The organism is Chryseobacterium pennipullorum (assembly GCF_003384725.1).
GTDB classification, from domain to species: Bacteria; Bacteroidota; Bacteroidia; order Flavobacteriales; family Weeksellaceae; genus Chryseobacterium; species Chryseobacterium pennipullorum.
In genome coordinates this window covers 12,978-30,735 of the sequence record NZ_QNVV01000017.1, presented here as the reverse complement: position 1 = coordinate 30,735, position 17,758 = coordinate 12,978, and the positions used below count along the sequence as shown (strand labels likewise).

Annotated in this window: 15 protein-coding genes; 4 read left to right on the top strand and 11 right to left on the bottom strand. The window is 40.7% G+C overall.

Annotated features, from left to right (window positions below):
* Nucleotides 1-52: 52 nt before the first annotated feature.
* Together DRF67_RS16445 and DRF67_RS16440 are read left to right on the top strand one after the other, a co-directional pair.
* The gene (locus DRF67_RS16445) at nt 53-1,171 is read left to right on the top strand and encodes an FAD-dependent monooxygenase (RefSeq protein WP_115929392.1); all 1,119 of its coding nucleotides are present in this window, start codon (nt 53-55) and stop codon (nt 1,169-1,171) included.
* A gap of 63 nt (nt 1,172-1,234) precedes the next feature.
* Complete coding sequence (locus DRF67_RS16440) at nt 1,235-3,268, top strand: S9 family peptidase (protein WP_115929391.1); 2,034 nt, start codon at nt 1,235-1,237, stop codon at nt 3,266-3,268.
* Between the two features lie 157 nt (nt 3,269-3,425).
* Here DRF67_RS16440 and DRF67_RS16435 read toward each other — a convergent pair whose 3' ends face one another.
* The 11 genes from DRF67_RS16435 to DRF67_RS16385 form a co-directional block, all read right to left on the bottom strand.
* Nucleotides 3,426-6,200 carry a multicopper oxidase domain-containing protein gene (locus DRF67_RS16435; RefSeq protein WP_115929459.1) on the bottom strand — a complete coding sequence of 925 codons (2,775 nt, stop codon included), beginning with the start codon at nt 6,198-6,200 and terminating at the stop codon, nt 3,426-3,428.
* A 104-nt stretch (nt 6,201-6,304) separates the two neighbouring features.
* Nucleotides 6,305-6,778, bottom strand: coding sequence for a DUF3347 domain-containing protein (locus tag DRF67_RS16430; protein WP_115929390.1), 474 nt, complete (start codon nt 6,776-6,778; stop codon nt 6,305-6,307).
* A 117-nt stretch (nt 6,779-6,895) separates the two neighbouring features.
* Nucleotides 6,896-7,276 carry an HYC_CC_PP family protein gene (locus tag DRF67_RS16425; protein WP_228435836.1) on the bottom strand — a complete coding sequence of 127 codons (381 nt, stop codon included), beginning with the start codon at nt 7,274-7,276 and terminating at the stop codon, nt 6,896-6,898.
* A gap of 211 nt (nt 7,277-7,487) precedes the next feature.
* Nucleotides 7,488-9,722, bottom strand: coding sequence for a TonB-dependent receptor plug domain-containing protein (locus DRF67_RS16420; RefSeq protein ID WP_115929389.1), 2,235 nt, complete (start codon nt 9,720-9,722; stop codon nt 7,488-7,490).
* Nucleotides 9,723-9,765: 43 nt separating this feature from the next.
* Complete coding sequence (gene kdsA / locus DRF67_RS16415) at nt 9,766-10,575, bottom strand: 3-deoxy-8-phosphooctulonate synthase (protein WP_115929388.1); 810 nt, start codon at nt 10,573-10,575, stop codon at nt 9,766-9,768.
* A gap of 91 nt (nt 10,576-10,666) precedes the next feature.
* Nucleotides 10,667-11,368, bottom strand: a complete 702-nt coding sequence (locus tag DRF67_RS16410) for a LytR/AlgR family response regulator transcription factor (protein ID WP_115929387.1) — start codon at nt 11,366-11,368, stop codon at nt 10,667-10,669.
* Nucleotides 11,349-12,431, bottom strand: coding sequence for a sensor histidine kinase (locus tag DRF67_RS16405; protein ID WP_228435835.1), 1,083 nt, complete (start codon nt 12,429-12,431; stop codon nt 11,349-11,351). Before DRF67_RS16405 ends, DRF67_RS16410 begins: the two co-directional genes overlap by 20 nt.
* Before the next feature lie 129 nt (nt 12,432-12,560).
* Entirely contained in the window at nt 12,561-12,953 is a 393-nt protein-coding gene (locus DRF67_RS16400; protein WP_115929386.1) for a DoxX family protein, read from the bottom strand.
* Between the two features lie 716 nt (nt 12,954-13,669).
* Nucleotides 13,670-14,173: a TlpA family protein disulfide reductase gene (locus tag DRF67_RS16395; RefSeq protein ID WP_228435834.1), complete on the bottom strand. Its 504-nt coding sequence runs from the start codon at nt 14,171-14,173 to the stop codon at nt 13,670-13,672.
* Between the two features lies 1 nt (nt 14,174).
* Nucleotides 14,175-14,603 carry a rhodanese-like domain-containing protein gene (locus tag DRF67_RS16390; protein WP_115929384.1) on the bottom strand — a complete coding sequence of 143 codons (429 nt, stop codon included), beginning with the start codon at nt 14,601-14,603 and terminating at the stop codon, nt 14,175-14,177.
* Nucleotides 14,604-14,667: 64 nt separating this feature from the next.
* Nucleotides 14,668-14,946, bottom strand: a complete 279-nt coding sequence (locus DRF67_RS16385; RefSeq protein WP_115929383.1) for a hypothetical protein — start codon at nt 14,944-14,946, stop codon at nt 14,668-14,670.
* Between the two features lie 175 nt (nt 14,947-15,121).
* Here DRF67_RS16385 and DRF67_RS16380 point away from each other — a divergent pair, with 175 nt between their 5' ends.
* Together DRF67_RS16380 and DRF67_RS16375 are read left to right on the top strand one after the other, a co-directional pair.
* Entirely contained in the window at nt 15,122-16,783 is a 1,662-nt protein-coding gene (locus DRF67_RS16380; RefSeq protein ID WP_115929382.1) for an FAD-binding dehydrogenase, read from the top strand.
* 28 nt (nt 16,784-16,811) lie between these two features.
* Nucleotides 16,812-17,615, top strand: a complete 804-nt coding sequence (locus DRF67_RS16375) for an SDR family oxidoreductase (RefSeq protein WP_115929381.1) — start codon at nt 16,812-16,814, stop codon at nt 17,613-17,615.
* The last annotated feature ends 143 nt before the right edge of the window (nt 17,616-17,758 follow it).

Genomic DNA, 17,758 nt, shown 5'->3' with positions numbered 1-17,758 from the left:
CAATATCAAATGTAGGAGATCGCCTCAACAGTATCATACAAAAAAAACTGACATGAATACCATTTCAATCATTGGAGCCGGAATTGGAGGACTTACCTTAGGTAATGTTCTTAAGCAGCACAATTATGACTTTACCATTTATGAATCTGCAAGTGAGCTAAAGCCTATGGGAGCCGGCATTATGATGGCTGTGAACGCCATGCAGGTATTTGACCGGCTGGGCCTGAAGGAAGAGATTGAAAATGCAGGAAACAAAATTCACAAGATAACGATCGTTAATGAATCCTTAAAACCGATTTCCAAGACTGAGATCCTTGACCTCGAACATCAATATAACGCCTGTAATGTTGCCATTCACCGGGCGGAGCTCCAAAAAATTCTCGCATCTCATCTACATCCTGAATCGATCCTCCTTGATCATTCTTTACAAAAAATAGAAAAGAAAGGGAACCTTATTTTAGATTTTGAGAACGGACTTCAAAAAGAAAGCGACATTGTCTTTGGCGCAGATGGCATCAAATCCAATATCCGGACCCAGATCCTGAAAACAGGCACAATCAGAAGCACAGGACAGAAATGCTGGCGCGGCCTGGTAGACTTTGACCTGCCTGAACACTATCATTCGGAGGCCCTTGAAATGTGGGGGAAAGGAAAACGTTTCGGCTTTGTAAAGATCTCGGAACAAAGAGTCTATTGGTATGCCTGCATCAATGAGAAAAGTTTTGACACCCATTCTGATCTTACAGCTATTTTTTCTGATTTTAATCCTTTAATCTTAAGAATTATTGAGGCAACTACAAAAGAAAATATCATCTGCAATGAAATTACCGACCTCACTCCTATTCCCAAATGGTATGCGGAAAACGTATGCCTGATTGGAGATGCAGCTCATGCTACAACTCCCAACATGGGACAGGGAGCATGCCAGGCGATCGAAGATGCCTATGTTATTGGCAGGCTGCTGGAAAAGAACAGTGATTTTAACACTGTTTTTGAAGACTTTCAAAGGATCAGAAGAAAAAAGGTGGATTACATCGTGAGTACCAGCCGGACTATTGGAAAGATATCTCAATGGGAATCTGGAAACAGCCTGCGCAATTTTCTGATGGGCTTAATTCCGGAAAGCATGAATCAAAAAATGGCCCGAAAGATTATAGAACTTGACCTGTAATCACTTTTGTATGATACATTTTAAATAATTAACTTTTACACCAATAATCCCAAAACTAAACATATGAAAAAAATCTTTTATGTATTACTTTTAATCATAGGCTTCCAGGCTGCTCAAGCACAGGAAGTTCCGCTACTGGACCGAAGTCTTTTCTTTGGCAACCCCGAAATTTCCGGTGGAAAGCTGAGTCCCGATGGGAAATGGATCTCATTTTTGAAAGAATATGAGGGAATTATGAACATCTGGGTAAAGAGGACCGATGAGCCTTTTGAAAAAGCCCGCCCATTAACAGACAGCAAGCGACCGCTTAATGGATATTTCTGGGCCGAAGACGGAAAATACATTCTGTATGTAAAGGATAAAAACGGAGATGAAAACATGAATATTTTTGCTGTAGATCCTATAGCCAAAGCAGCAAAAGGAGTTCCGGAATCTAGAAACCTGACGCCTCTTAATGAGATTACTGCGCAGATCTATATGGTCAGCAAAAAAGACCCTGATCTTTTAATGATTGGACTTAACAACCGTGATAAAGCATGGCACGATCTGTATTCACTGAAGATTTCTACCGGAGCACTGAAGAAAATTTTCGAAAATACAGACCGGATCACTACCTATAACTTCGACTGGGACGAAAAGCTGAGGGTACTTGCCAAAACAGACAGCAAAGGGACCACACAATTTCTATACAAAGATGGTGACAAGCTCACACCGATCTATGAAACAATGGTAACGGAAGAGGCCTATATACCAAGCTGGAACGAAGATAATTCCAAGTTTTATCTGGTCACCAATAAAGGCGACCTGGATAAGTCTACCCTATTTCTGATGGATCCTAAAACAAAGCAAACAACCAAAGTAGAAAGTGATCCGAAAGGTAAGGTGGATTTCGGAAGACTATTGGTGGACAGAAATACAAGAAAGATTATTTCTACCTCCTATACCGGAGACAAAACTGAAAACTATTGGAAAGACAAAACCTGGGAGTCCAATTACAAATTTCTACAGAGTAAATTTCCGGGAAGAGAAGTTGATTTTTCAAGTTCAACCAACGATTATTCCAAATTCCTGATTTCAGTTTGGGGCGATAAATATGCCTCGGAAGCCTATTTTTTTGATGCCAAAACCAAAGAACTGATCTTCCAATATACTCCAAGAGCCGAGTTAAAAAAAGTTGAAAAGTACCTTGCAGCAATGACCCCCATTACCTACAAAAGCAGTGATGGGCTGGAGATTCCTGCCTACCTTACTTTACCGGTAGGATCAGCTGGAAAGAACGTTCCGGTAGTAGTGCTGGTTCATGGTGGCCCAAAGGGTCCCAGAGATATGTGGGGATATAATTCTACAGTTCAGTTTCTGGCCAACCGGGGTTATGCTGTGCTTCAGCCCAACTTCAGAGCAAGTGGCGGATATGGTAAAAAGTTCCAGAACGGAGGTGACCTTCAATGGGGTAAGCTGATGCAGGACGATATCACCTGGGGCGTAAAATATCTGATTGATCAGGGAGTGGCAGATAAAAATAAGGTAGTCATTATGGGCGGAAGCTATGGCGGATATGCAACGCTGGCAGGAATGGCATTCACACCGGACCTGTATGCCGCAGGAGTAGATATTGTAGGACCTAGTAACCTCTTTACTTTGTTGGATTCCGTTCCTCCTTACTGGGAATCTATTCGCGCTTACCTCTACGGTATGGTAGGAGATCCTAAGACTGAAGAAGGCAAAAAGCTAATGCATGAGGCCAGTCCTTTATTCAGCGTTGACAAGATTAACAAACCGCTGCTCATTATTCAGGGAGCGAATGACCCAAGGGTAAAACAAGCTGAAGCGGATCAGATTGTAATCGCACTTCGCAATAAAGGCAAAAAAGTAAATTATATCCTTGCTGACGACGAGGGCCATGGATTCCGTAAGCCGGTCAATAGTATGGCCATGTATGCTGAAACGGAGAAATTCCTTGCAGAAGTAATCGGTGGCAGATACCAGAAAGAGATGCCGGAAAACGTTGCCAAACGTTTGAAAGAAATGACGGTTGACATCAAAACGGTGACTTATCAACCGTCGGAAAAAGTAAAAACGAAGGAAGTCTCTCCATAAGATTCCCAAAATATTCACAAAACCATCTTATACCCATAAGGTGGTTTTTTCGTTTGAAGTTATCAGTTGATAAGCTGATGATTATTTTTAAAGAGTCTCCCGAAAACAATAAAGACTGCCCCTCTGAGACAGTCTTTATTCATTACAAATTTATCTTTTAATACGTTAAAGTAACACCGGCACCCCAGCCCATTTCATTATCATAATTTCCGGAAAGAGATAACCATTTTTGTACAATATATCTTACTCCTGTTGAGAATTCACCATCGGAATTCACACTAAAGTTTCCTCTCAGTCTCCGGGAAAGCGGAATATCTTCCCTGCTCAGTTCCAGGAGTACTTTTCCATTCTGGTCCACACTGGCATCAGCTGTAATCAGCATTGGCAGTACATATTGCATTCCCAGTATGAATGCATACCTGCTTTTTGATGCTTTCTGCTGACCGAACCAGGTCTTTTTACCGTGAAAATCCATTCCCATATCTTCCGTCATCTGCCTTTCCATGATCTCGTGGTTCTTCTGCACCCTGAATCCAGCATACGGCAATGCCCATTGGAATTTTCCTAGAAACCGTCCCACCTTTACACTTCCATCAAAATGGTCAAAGTTCCAGTTGGAGTGAAATTCATTCAGGTTAGCCCATCTTGGTCCGAACATCGTCATTGTTTCAGCATGGATTTTATTGCTGGCTACCTCCAGCATCGCCATAGAGCTTACCATTTTGTTGTCCTTCAGAAAGTTTTTCCAGGCCAGTTTTCGGTTGGGCAGCTGAGGGTTCGGTTTTGAATTTTCATAGCTGAATATCCTTCCCATTCCAGCCATCATGTGATACAGAATATGACAATGGAAGAACCAGTCTCCATCCTGATTGGCCGCAAATTCAATAGTAACGGTTTCCATAGGCATAATATCCACAACATTTTTCAGTGGGGAATATTCTCCTTTAGAATTGATCAGCCTGAAATCATGGCCATGAAGGTGCATCGGGTGACGCATCATGGAATTGTTATACATCTTTATTCTGAGGACCTCTCCCTTTTTCACCAGGATCTTATCTGTTTCCGTAACAGTTTTATTATCCAGGGTCCATAGGTAATGATTCATATTCCCTTCCAGGGTAAATTTCATCTCACGGATGCTGTCCGTCGGAAGAATCGTTTTTTCAGGAGATTTTAGAATATTGTATGACAGTCTTTTGATGGTCTTTTCTTCTTTCATGTCCATTCCTGCATGTTGGGTATGATCTTCCTTTGTATCCTTTTCTTTCGTTTTCACGCCCATCATTTCGTTCATATGCTTCATGGTCATTTTCCTCTGGCTTTCAGGCAATTCGGGATACATGACTTCATTCATATCCATCATCTGATTTCCCATCGTCATATTCATCGGTTTCATATTTCCACTCATTTCCATCATGCCATTCATCATTTTCATCCCCTCAAAGAGCATCAGTCTTGGTAATTCAGGAGCAGGCACCTTTTCACCGGAACCCAGCCATAAGGAGGCATGTCCGATCCTGTCTTCTGAAGTAGCCCGGAACTCAAAACTTTTATTTTCGGGGATGGTTACTTCAATGTCATAGGTTTCAGAAACCCCTACGATAAGACGGTCTACTTCCACTGGCACCACATCATTTCCGTCATTTCCCACTACTTTTATTTTCCCACCTCCATAGTTCAGCCAGAAATAGGTAGATGATCCCCCATTGGCAACCCGTAACCTTATCTTATCACCAGCTTTTACATTCGTATAGGCTGAGCTGGGAAGTCCGTTAATCAGGAATTTGTCGTAATATACATCGCTTACGTCCATTGCTTCCATTCTTTTCCATTCATTCAGGGCTTTGGTCCCGAAATTTCCCGATCGTATCGCTTCCCAATAGCTTTGAACTGCATTCTTTTTAATAGCATACCAATCCGTATTGGCCATGTGAAGCCTTCTCGCTATCTGCATGGGATCTTCGTCGCTCCAATCACCCAATAATACCGGGATTTCAGCATTGTATTCTGCTGTTGGCTCCCCATCTCTTTTTTTGAATACAAGAATTCCATTCATCCCTATCTGCTCCTGAAGCGCTTCGTGGGAATGATACCAGTACGTCCCATTCTGAGACACCCTGAACTTATAAAGGTGTGTTTCTCCCGGTTTTACAGGTTGGGTAGTAAGGTACGGAACACCATCGTGTTCGTTAGGAAGAATCACCCCATGCCAGTGTAAACCGGTATTTTCCTTCAGCATATTATGCAGGTAAATTTCGGCAGTATCCCCTTCTGTAAAATATAAAGTAGGAGCCTGGAGTTTACCATTGATGGCAAGGGCTCGTCTGTTTTTGCCGGTAAAATTAACGATCGTATCTTTTACGTATAAATCATATCGAACGGTTTTACCTCCAAATGTTATTTTTCCGTTTTCGGAATTCCTTTGTAAAGTATTTTTTTCTGCGATCGGTTTCTCAGCGACCGTTTGCTGATGACCTTCTTTAGCAATCAGATCCATGCCACATTTGGGGCATTTTCCCGGCTTCCCAGAAGTCACTTCAGGATGCATCGGGCAGGTATAAACAGGCTGAGACTCAGTTTTTGAAGGCCTAAGCCCGGTCTTGTCCTTTATGCTCATCCCTTGTTTGACCCTATTTACCTTTTCGGTCTTCCTGGCTTTTGTGACAGCGGTCTTTTTTTCGGTTTTGATTGTTTTTATTTTCGTTTCTGCCGGTACCGGCTTAGCTTTTGTTTCTGTTTTGGGGACAGGTTTTACCTGTGGCTTTGCAACTGCTTTAGGTTGTAGGACAACGGTTTTCTTTACCAGTGTCATCTTGCATTTCGGGCAGTCTCCCGGTTTGGAGGATACCACTTCCGGATGCATGGGACAGGTATAAGAGGTTTTTGTAGTCTGAGCAAAAGTAAAAACAGAGAACAAAAGCAACAGAAACATTATCAGTTTTTTCATAATATTTCGAACTTTTTACAAGCTTCATGTCTTAAAGTAAATATAAAACAAAGACATGCAACTCATTAATTTATAGAACACTCTGCTGATTACTTAATCTCAGACTTTATACTTCCACATGAAAGCATAGACTTTCCATAATAAGGATTCATAATCTGCTTTTCATCACTCAGCCAGCTGCCATTTGCCATCGGGCAGTATTGTACATACACCGGTTTCTCAGAAAGTTTGAATTCTTTAGTAAGAGCGATCATATTATCTGAAAGGTTGAAAAAAGTTTCTCTTTGGCTGGCAACGGTTCTTGCCTCAGAAATGGCAGAAGCATCTTTTCTCAGAATATTAAGATTGCCTTCGGAAACCAATTTATAATCGATGGTAGAGGCTGTTTTAATGAATTCTGTAGCTGCTTTTGAAGTGGTATCGGCATCATCTGAAGCTAAAGCTGATTTGATGGCGATATAGTTTTTGTACAGTTTGGTGATCTGAGCATCCTTTTTCGACTGTGCTGAAAGTGAAATCAAAGAGAATAGAGATAAGGCTGCTGTAAGGATATACTTTTTCATTGTTTTATATTTTAGAATTAATTTTTTAGTAAAGAATAAGTTGAATGCACATGTAAATGCGCAAGGACATGTCGTCTGCGACGGTATCATGACTGTACCGGAAACGATTGAATCTTTCTAAATTCTAAAATTACAATGATTGATGTAGATGGGTACCGGTTTGTATTCCGGTGGTGCATTGATCTGAATCTGGGTAAACTTTGAAGCAGAAAATGACCGGTCTGCATAGGCAAAATAATAGGCTACCGGAGCCTCTGAAATCTGGTTTAAGAAATCCACAGTAAGCAGATCAGATTTTTGAGAATGGTCTACTTTTACTACTTTAATCTCTGTTTTGCAGCATCCTTTCTTTTCTTTCACACCACATTTACCACAGATACCGTCAATTTGATGACTCTCTGAAACAAATTCCTGCATACAGTAATGCACACTAAATGCTGCCCCGGAAGAAAATCCGAAATAGAAAATAGAGAACAGTATGGCAAGAAACTTTTTCATTGATAGGACAAAGGTAAAAATATCCCTGAAACTCCTGTTATAAAATTCGGACGGGTTGTTATAAAATTCAGGTAAATAAAAAACTTCCGGAAAGAACCGGAAGTTGATTTTATGATGCTCTACCCTTGCAGTAGATAATGGTCTGAATTTTAAACTATGGCTAATACCTGAAGACTTTAAATGGTTCTCAACAAGTTAAATTTCCCATAACTTATAATCTGAACTCCAATTTCACATTAAAGAAACGTCCCGTAAGGCGTACCGGAACCGGGTACATATAATTGGTATTGTAATCGGTGATCCACTGATTGGCAACGGTATTATTGATATTAAAGGCATTGAAAACCTGAACCCCTAAGGTAAGCTCCTGGAAGTTCCCCCAGAAACCGGATCTTTTATTTTTATCCTTCGGATCAATAAAGACTTTTGAAAGCCCGATATCTACCCTTTTGTAAGATGGAAGTGTTTTCTGGTAATTATATGCTGAATTGAAATCCGGCTGTCCGTTGCTGTCAAACATAACCGGAGCTCCTGTCGGCAGCCCCATAGCGTATACTAATGTAAGGTTTACCCTCATTGAAGGAAACTGTGGCATATAATCCTGATAGAACATCGCAAACCTGAAACGCTGATCGGTAGGCCTTGGGATATCTCCTTTACCGGCAATATTTTCATACACTCTGGCATAACTTGCAGATAGCCAAGAGTCTACTCCAGGAACAAATTCTCCAAAAAGTCTTGTGTCAATACCATAGGCGTATCCTTTGGCGTTGTTTTCACCCGAATAACGGATCCTTACATTATCCATGTAATAAGGAATCAGATTATCCATTTTTTTATAGTAAAGTTCCGTAGTCAGCTTAAAAGGCCTGTCATACATAAAGAATTCATAATCGTTGGCCAGGATCAGCTGCATGGAACGCTGTGACTTGATGTCTGAGTTGAAACTTCCATCCAGGTCTTTAATCTCTTTATAAAAAGGAGCCTGATAATAAATACCTCCCGAAAGTTTAAACAACATATCACTATCCCAATCCGGCTTGATCGCAAACTGGAATCTCGGGGAGAAAATGGTTTCTTTATTAAAGCTCCAGTTGGCCACACGCACCCCCGCATTCACAAAGACTTTACTGGCTCCCCAGTAGAATTTCTGAGAATACTGGGCATAAGCAGAAAGCCTGGAAGGTTCGATATTGTTATTCCCTGCGATATAATAAGACAGCTTGAGATTTCCTGTACCTCCGGTTCTCGGATCCACTTCCGGTCTTGGAAGGCTGTATCCAGCAGAGTCAATCAGCTTCCATTCATTGGTAAAGTCCTTCAGGTTCTCTTTTTCGTATTTGAAACCCACTTCAATATCGGTATTCACATTAGGGGAAAATTTTGCCCTGAATTGGGTACCGTAGGTTCTTACAAACAAGTCGTTTCTTGCATGTTCTATCTGACCACCCAGATCATAAGAAGCTACAGGTTCCTGTGTTTTGGGATCAAATGTCTGCAATTCATACTGCGACTGTATAGAATAATATTCTTTTTCTCTGTTCTGATAGGCAAAGGCATCCAGGGTAAGCTTCCATTGGTCTGTAGGCTTATAATTCATGGAAAATGTACCCATCATATTTTTATATTGGTCGTTTTCTTTACCTGCGTACCCGATATTCACGGTAATAGGCTGCTGAAGACTTCCAAAGGTGACGCTTTTCTGCTTCGGAACCATCTCGTAATCATTCTTAGAATAATATCCGATGAAAGACATCGAGAACTTATCGTTCAGGTGATAATTAAGATAAGACTGGAAATCCCAGTAGGTAGGGTTAAAATCCGTATCCTCCTTTAATGTATTAAGGACCAGATTGGTATTTCTGTATCTTCCCGAAAATAAAGCTGTAAATTTTTTATTTTTTGAGGCCAGTCCTGTAGTGAGCCTGCCACCAATGAGGCTTGCTTCTCCTGAAACTTCAAACTTTTCAGGTTCACGGTAATAGATATTAAGGGCCGAAGACATTTTATCACCATATCTGGGTTCAAAACCTCCGGCAGAAAAATTCACCGTGGATACCATATCAGGATTGATGATACTCATCCCTTCCTGTTGTGAATTCCGGATCAGGAAAGGTCTGTAGATTTCAATATCATTGATGTAGATCAGGTTTTCATCATAGTTTCCACCACGTACCATATATTGGGAAGAGAGCTCGGTGTTGGAGTTTACAGACGGAAGCGTTTTGATCAGTCCTTCAATTCCTCCACTGATGGAAGCCACTGCTTTGGCTTCTTTTGCAGAAATTTTTACATTGGTAAGGTCATTCGTTCTTCCTGTTACTTTTTTCTGGAATACAACTTCCTCAATATCGGTTACTTTAGTCGTTGCGGTATCTTTTTTTCTATTTTGAGAGAAAATCAGTACAGGGACGATAAGACTTAGCGGTAAAACTAGTTTTTTCAAAAGAAATGTTTTAGAATTTCTAAAATTAATGTTTTTTTAACAATTACAAAATCGATTCTCTAATTCTTGTCAATTTTTGTAACAAATCTTCTAATAAATCCAGTCTCAACATATTTGCGCCATCAGATAATGCCGTTTCTGGTGTAGGGTGTGTTTCTATGAATATTCCGTCTGCCCCTACAGCAATTCCTGCTTTCGCAACGGTTTCAATAAGGTCCGGTCTCCCTCCGGTTACCCCTGAACTCTGGTTAGGCTGCTGCAGGGAATGGGTCACATCCAGAATGACAGGGGCGTACTCTCTCATGGTCGGAATCCCTCTGTAATCTACAATAAGGTCTGTATATCCAAAAGAGTTTCCTCTCTCGATAATGGCCACTTTCTGGTTATCGGAATCTGTAATTTTCTGAACCGCAAACTTCATCGCCTCCGGAGAAAGGAACTGCCCTTTTTTAAGGGTTACACATTTTCCGGTCTGGGCCGCTGCTACCAAAAGATCGGTCTGACGTACCAGGAATGCAGGAATCTGTAAAACATCCACATATTGGGCAGCCAATGCGGCATGCTCATTTTCATGAATATCCGTCGTGGTTGGAATGTTGAACGTCTCTCCCACTTTCTTTAGGATTTCAAGAGATTTCTCTTCACCAATGGTAGTAAAAGAATCTACACGGCTTCTGTTGGCCTTTTTGAAACTCCCTTTGAAAATATAAGGAATGCTGTACTTGTCTGTAATGTTAATTACCTTTTCAGCTATTCTCAGTGCCATATCTTCTCCTTCTATAATACAAGGACCGGCAATAAGGAAAAAGTTCTTTGAATCTTTGTGCTGAATATTATCTAAATACTGAATCATTTTTGTTGTCTTTTTAAAAAGTTCAGTAAAAATACTTATAAAGTTCCACACTTGGAAATTATTTGAAAAGAGACTGCTGAAAGAGGAAGCATTAAAGCTCTAAAGTGGGCTTAAAGGTCCTGCCGACAGGAAGTTTTTTTCCATTAACCTGGATGATGCTGGCAGACTTCACTTCAATTTTGGATCGGGAAACAATATAGGATTTATGAATCCTGACGAACATTTTCGGATTCAGGTTTTCTTCCATTTTGCTTATTGGCATTTTAAAGGTAAGGGTTTCCATCTTTGTATGAATATTGATGTACTCTCTTAAGCTTTCAATATAAAAAATGTCCTGTAAAATAATTTTAATCTGCTTTTTACCACTGCTGATAAAAATATAATCCCTCTCAGCCACTTCCAGCAGAGCTTCTTCTGCTTCTATCAGGTGTTTGAATTTACCTACTGCCGTCTGAAAACGGTCGTAAGGAATAGGCTTCATCAAATAATCGGCAATATCAAGTTCGTAGCCTTCCACTGCATACTGATGATAAGCCGTAGTGACAATCACAAAAGGCGGATTTTTTATTTTCCTTAAAAAATCAAATCCTTTCACGACGGGAAGATGCAGATCGAGAAACATCAGATCCACATCATGAATACTCAGGAGGCTGCTGGCATAGACGGCATCAGCACATTTTCCCACCAGATGCAGTTCAGGATCTTTGGAAACAAAATTTTCAAGGATTTCTGCGGCAATAGGTTCGTCTTCTACAATAATGCAGTTATAATTTTTAGAGATTGTGTTTGTCATGGAAATCAATGGTTAGTTTTACGGTGTAACGGTCACTATGGTCTTCAACGGTAAGGGTATGACCGGTATAAAGCAGTTCCAGCTGGCGGCGGATGTTTTTCAGCCCTATTCTGGTGGAATGCTTATCTGCTTTTGTCTCTTTTGAGTTTTCGATACAGTAGGTTAAAATACCATTTTTCAGCTCAATCCTGATATGGATAAAAGCGTCGCCTAAACTTTCAGAAACACCATGTTTGAAGGCATTTTCAACAAACTGGATCAGTATAAGAGGTGAAATTTCCTGTGAAGGATTATCTATCTCTTCAGTACAGGTAACGGTAAGATGGCAGTGGCGGATCTTCTGGATCTGAATAAAATCCTTAATATTCTCAATATCTTTGGATAAGGAAATTTTTTTCTCTGCCGCTTCATAGATATTATATCGCATGACTTTAGAAAGCTGCAGGATAATATCCGGAGTTTCATCAGCTTTCTTCAGCGCCATTCCATAGATATTGTTAAGTGTATTGAAAAGAAAATGCGGATTAATCTGGGCTTTCAGCATCGTCAGTTCCTGATCAAGCTTCTCGGATTTCAACTGAGAAATCTGAGCTTTCAACAGGTTTTTCTGTCGGGTAATCTCTACCCCAAAAACCAGCCCGACCATAAAGATCAGGTCCATAAAAGAATTAAATGCCACCAAACCATTGATATATCCCGATGGCTGTTTACCGTCCAAAGTTTCCGTCACGCCGTAGATATAGGGATAGATGATATAATGGGTAAAAAAGCGATGCCCGAAAACCGCAGCCACAACAATGATGACATACAGAAAGTATTTGAAAAGGTTTTTAATACGGCTCCTTTCGTACACATACAATAATGCATAAGCCAACGGAATTTTTACCAAAAAATACCCCAGCTCCAGAATAAGAGTATTCTGAAGTCTTACCTGCCAGCTGAAATCCGGAAACTGATATCTGGACCAGTAGAAATCCAGATAAGCTTCCAGAATATAGTATAATATCCAGAAAAGCAGATGAATCTGCAGCTTAGATTTTCTATGAGGTTTCAAATGAATCATGATTTAAAGTAACAAAGTACTATTGTTCAATCAAATATAGAAATATAAAATCTACAAAATACATCTATGAGTCTATAAACGACAGGCTTTTGAATCATTGTCAGATTGTCAAACGCGAAATCATCCTTATTACAATGATTTAGATTGTTTTCTCCAATGAATATCAGGAAATACAAGATTGATAAAACAGAAAATCAGAAGAAAATTAAACTCAACGCCATTTGTTCCACCTCCTACGACAAACCAACCGTTCTGGCTATGAACAAAATAAATTCCACCCAAAAAAATCAATATATTGACGACCGCTACAGGTTGTATATGCCGGTTGAGCAAAAGTAATGGCACCGACAGCAGATGAGCCAGCTTTACTGCCCACGCCAAATACAATCCCATCGGACTGAATCCTATACTGTCCAGGTAAACACGCCCGAAATTATTAACATCTCCACTGAAGATGGAAACCACACTGTGCATCAGTAAAACAACGGCCAATGCAAAACGGAGAAAGAAATTTGTTTTCATAAAGTAAAGTTATACCGTAGAAAACAGATGTTTTTCGTACAGTATATCAATGACGTTGAAATGTATATCAAAACAAAATAGTTTTACCATTTGTACGGCTGTAAGTTTTCGTAGTTCTTATACAAAAACGATCGCTAAAGCGTTTCACTCAGCAGAAAAAAACCTTGCTGAACGAAGTGCCATTGCAAGCGAAAATCATACACAACACCAATAACTTTGCGAACGCTGCGTTAAAAAAACAGGTTCAAGCTTTACAGCTCTTGTAAAAGAGCAGAGCACTGAAGGCAAAGGCATTGATATTTTGGCGATACCTGCCGGAGTCTATTTTATTCAATCTGAAATCCGGGGAGCTGAAGTCTTACAGCCGAAAGACTATTATATTAAGTGAAAATAAATTATTCACCACGCAATGAGGCGCTAAGTTTTCGTAGTTCTTATACAAAAAACGATCGCTAAAGCGTTTCACTCAGCAGAAAAAAACCTTGCTGAACGAAGTGCCATTGCAAGCGAAAATCATACACAACACCAATAACTTTGCGAACGCTGCGTTAAAAAAACAGGTTCAAGCTTTACAGCTCTTGTAAAAAAGTAAACTAATATTTTAAAGCAAATAATAAAAACAAAGATAGTTGCCGAAATAAACCGACAACTATCTTATAAATGATTAATAACTTTTCCTATTAATCTGTAACGCTTATTTAGGACTGGCCATGGTTTTACTTCTGAGTAAAGGTTTTCTTTAAAAACACTTCTAGATCTTTGCCATGAAGGTTTTTGGCAATAATAGTTCCCTCACCGTCTACAATGACATTAAAAGGAAGCTCATCGATCTCATACGATTTTGCTACCGGGCTTTTCCAAAATTTCAAGTCGCTGACCTGGGGCCAGCTTATCGAAAATCTGTCGATTGCTTTCTGCCAGCTTTCTTTACTTTTATCCAGAGAAACACCCAAAATTTCAAATTGATTATTTTCCACCTGATCAGAATAGGTGTCATACAATGTTTTCAGTGCAGGCTGTTCTTCTACACATGGAGCACACCAGGTCGCCCAAAAATCAATCAGGACCACCTTTCCTTTAAGACTTGACAGAGAAAAGGACGATCCATCTGCTTTGGACAGGGTAATTTCAGGAGCTTTTTTTCCTGTTTCTATTTTGTTCTGTGAGAATAGATATCCCGAAAACACAATAAAAAAGAATAAGGTAAAATGGTTCTTCATACTAATCATTGGTGGGGTAATCTTTATCCAGCCAGTCGGTTTTGATGTTTTTAGGGAGGTTAAGAAGCTTTGCCTTGGTAAAGCCCATTTCCATCAGCAATGCGAAAGCCGGATGAATGTTGGGACATTTTACAAACGGGCAGCAACCGCAGTAGATTACCACTTCCTTATCCTGGGGTATATCTTTTAGATAATTTCTTAATTTTTCAAGATTTTCAGGCTCATGAGTCGGCCCTATGTCTACAGAACCTTTTACAATAGCCTCAGGCCCTACCGAAATAATCACCAGGTCTTTTACCTTATTCTGCACAATTCTTGAAGCCAGCAGTGCGGGATCCATCAGCTGGCTGTCTTTCCATGGATCTTGTTTTTGCTGGGCCTGGCTGAAAAAGGAGCAGACAAGGCAAAGCATAATAAACAAATACTTCATTTTTCTATTTTTAACAAAGATAAAAATGTTTTGCTAAGGAAAGAAAGCCAGTATGGTCGGAAATCTACTTCCCTTTTGCATATTTTTTGGGAGTGATGTGGATTACATTAGAAGCCCCAGGCTCTATCGTAAAATGCGTCCCCGCTCCTCTCTCCTGTTCACGACCACGAACAGCAGATCCGGTGGTCAAAGTCAGTTTCCCCTGAAAGACAGGGTGTGGCGGCAGAAGGGAAATCTCAATCTCCTCTTCTTCAAGCTGAATAATAATGGTGTCAGCCTCAATAAGGTGGCGTGTGCCGTCACTGTCTATGGAAAATGCTTTGTATTTTTTGGATTCTTTCATAGTATAGTCTTACATAATTTTCGATCATGGCAAAGATAAAGAATAGCACTTTTATGTGGGTAATTATTCAATTTTAAAATGAAACTGCGATATATTTTAAAACGTTTTATTCATTAAGATACAAATATTTTATACATTTATGTAAAGTAATATTCAATAAAAATACCGTTGAAAAATGGAGGAAAAATTCCAGCCTGATGCTATTATCATAGGAACCGGACTGGCAGGACTTACTGCTGCAATGGAAATGACCAATACCGGAAAAAAAGTACTTTTACTGGATCAGGAAACTGAGCAAAATATAGGTGGCCAGGCGTTCTGGTCATTCGGAGGTCTCTTTCTCATCAATTCGCCCCAGCAGCGAAGAATGGGAATTAAAGATTCTTATGAGCTGGCGCTCCAGGACTGGAAAGGAACAGCGGGTTTTGACCGAAAAGAAGATTACTGGCCCCGCCAATGGGCAGAAGCCTACCTGAAATTCGCGGCAGGTGAAAAATACAAATACATTTCCAGCCTGGGAATCAAGCTGATGTTTATGGTAGGATGGGCAGAACGTGGAGACGGATCAGCAACCGGTCACGGAAATTCCGTACCCCGCTTTCACGTAAGCTGGGGAACTGGCACGGGAGTAATCAAGCCCTTTGTAGATAAAGCATACCAAGCCAGAGATAAAGGACTGCTCCGGATGAAATTCAGACATCGGGTAACAGAATTAAAAGTTGAAAATGGCAGAGCAACCGGTGTGAAAGGCGATATTCTGGAAGAAGATGATCAGGAAAGAGGTGTCGCCACCAACAGGAATATTATTGCCCACTTTGACTATAATGCTCCCCACATACTGATCGCTTCCGGAGGCATAGGTGCCAATCATGAACTGGTCCGGAAAAACTGGCCTGAAAGATTGGGAAAGGCCCCTGAGCATATGGTTTGCGGAGTACCTGCCTATGTGGATGGGAAGATGATAGGCATTGCAGAAAATGCCGGTGCCGATATTATCAACCCCGACAGGATGTGGCATTATACGGAAGGTCTTCAAAACTGGAATCCCATCTGGCCAGATCATGGAATCAGAATATTACCGGGTCCTTCTTCCTTATGGTTTGATGCCCGGGGAAACCGGCTTCCGGCACCTTTTTTACCTGGATTTGACACCTTGGGAACTTTAAAATACATCCAGGATACAGGGTTTTCATATTCATGGTTTATCCTTACTCAAAAAATTATTAAAAAGGAATTTGCCCTTTCCGGCTCTGAGCAGAATCCGGATATTACCAACAGGGATTACGCTCTTTTTCTGAAAAGAATTTTCGGAAGGAAGGCACCGGGACCTGTGGAAGCCTTTAAGGAACATGGGAAAGATTTTATTGTTTCTGACAATCTGGAAGACCTCGTGAATCGGATGAATAAGCTGTCCGGGGACCATCTTCTGAAATATGAAAAAATAAAATCCCAGATTGAAGCCCGGGACCGGGAACTGGATCATCAATTTTCTAAGGATACCCAGGTCAATTATATAAGGAATACCCGGAACTATCTGGGTGACAAGCTCGGACGTGTGGCCTCTCCACATAAGATATTAGCCCCTGAAAACGGCCCGCTCATTGCTGTGCGTCTCAATATCCTAACCCGAAAAACGCTGGGTGGTATAAAAACCAATCTGAACGGGCAGGTTCTCCGCGAAGATGACAGCATCATTGAAGGACTGTATGCTGCGGGTGAGGCTGCTGGATTTGGAGGGGGCGGTATGCATGGCTACCGTGCTTTGGAAGGAACATTTCTGGGTGGATGTATTTTCTCGGGAATGAAAGCCGGAAAATATATAGCCGGAATACAATAACAACATTTGAATTGACAATCTATCTATAATGAGCAGGTATTTTAATGATAAAGTAGTTTGGATTACCGGGGCATCGTCAGGAATCGGAGAAGCGCTGGTAAAAGAACTTGCTGCAAAAAGCAATGCGAAAATCATTCTGTCGTCCAGAAAGGAAGAAGAACTGCACCGGGTCGCCGAAAGATCCGGTCTTCAACCTGACCGGTATGCTATACTTCCGCTGGATCTGCTGCATTATAAGGACATGCCGGAGAAGGCTTCCCAAGCCATCGGAAAGTTTGGAAAAGTGGATATCCTGATTAATAATGCAGGGCTTTCACAACGTTCTTTGGCCATAGATACAGATATCGAGGTTGATAAACGCTTAATGGATGTAGATTACATCGGAACCGTAGCCCTGACAAAAGCTGTAGTCCCTTATATGATGGACAATGGTGGCGGTCAGATTGCCGTTGTCTCTAGCCTTATGGGAATTTTCGGTGCCCCTATGAGGAGCGGGTATGCAGGAGCAAAACATGCACTTCATGGCTTTTTTGATGCATTACGGGCAGAGCTATACGATGATAAAATTCTGGTTACCATCATCTGTCCAGGGTTTATACAGACCAATATATCCATTAATGCTGTTACCGGAGACGGTTCACAGCAGGGAACCATGGATGATGCCACCGGAAAAGGAATGCCCGTTGATATTTTTGCCGGAAAAATGCTTGATGCCATTGAAAAAAAGAAAAACCAGAAAGCCATAGGTGGTAAAGAAGTGATGGGAATCTATCTTAAAAGATTCTTTCCGGCTTTGCTGGCAAGGGTCGTACGCAAAGCAAAAGTAGTGTAAGAATTCGTGCATAATTGCAGGAAGATCGTATTTTCTTAATCTAAACTTTTGCCTTGAAGCAAAAGTTCAAGACTGGAATCATACGCTAAAAATTGACCTTGCCCCAACTTTTGAGCCCTATCCTTAAAAACCTCTCTCTTTAG

Bases quoted from the DNA above. Each gene is read 5' to 3' on its own strand.
- DRF67_RS16385 (WP_115929383.1), bottom strand. From the start codon at position 14,946: ATGAAAGAATCCAAAAAATACAAAGCATTTTCCATAGACAGTGACGGC.
- DRF67_RS16395 (WP_228435834.1), bottom strand. From the start codon at position 14,173: ATGAAGAACCATTTTACCTTATTCTTTTTTATTGTGTTTTCGGGATAT.
- DRF67_RS16430 (WP_115929390.1), bottom strand. From the start codon at position 6,778: ATGAAAAAGTATATCCTTACAGCAGCCTTATCTCTATTCTCTTTGATT.
- DRF67_RS16390 (WP_115929384.1), bottom strand. From the start codon at position 14,603: ATGAAGTATTTGTTTATTATGCTTTGCCTTGTCTGCTCCTTTTTCAGC.
- DRF67_RS16410 (WP_115929387.1), bottom strand. From the start codon at position 11,368: ATGACAAACACAATCTCTAAAAATTATAACTGCATTATTGTAGAAGAC.
- DRF67_RS16375 (WP_115929381.1), top strand. From the start codon at position 16,812: ATGAGCAGGTATTTTAATGATAAAGTAGTTTGGATTACCGGGGCATCG.
- DRF67_RS16400 (WP_115929386.1), bottom strand. From the start codon at position 12,953: ATGAAAACAAATTTCTTTCTCCGTTTTGCATTGGCCGTTGTTTTACTG.
- kdsA (WP_115929388.1), bottom strand. From the start codon at position 10,575: ATGATTCAGTATTTAGATAATATTCAGCACAAAGATTCAAAGAACTTT.
- DRF67_RS16425 (WP_228435836.1), bottom strand. From the start codon at position 7,276: ATGAAAAAGTTTCTTGCCATACTGTTCTCTATTTTCTATTTCGGATTT.
- DRF67_RS16440 (WP_115929391.1), top strand. From the start codon at position 1,235: ATGAAAAAAATCTTTTATGTATTACTTTTAATCATAGGCTTCCAGGCT.
- DRF67_RS16445 (WP_115929392.1), top strand. From the start codon at position 53: ATGAATACCATTTCAATCATTGGAGCCGGAATTGGAGGACTTACCTTA.
- DRF67_RS16380 (WP_115929382.1), top strand. From the start codon at position 15,122: ATGGAGGAAAAATTCCAGCCTGATGCTATTATCATAGGAACCGGACTG.
- DRF67_RS16435 (WP_115929459.1), bottom strand. From the start codon at position 6,200: ATGTTTCTGTTGCTTTTGTTCTCTGTTTTTACTTTTGCTCAGACTACA.
- DRF67_RS16405 (WP_228435835.1), bottom strand. From the start codon at position 12,431: ATGATTCATTTGAAACCTCATAGAAAATCTAAGCTGCAGATTCATCTG.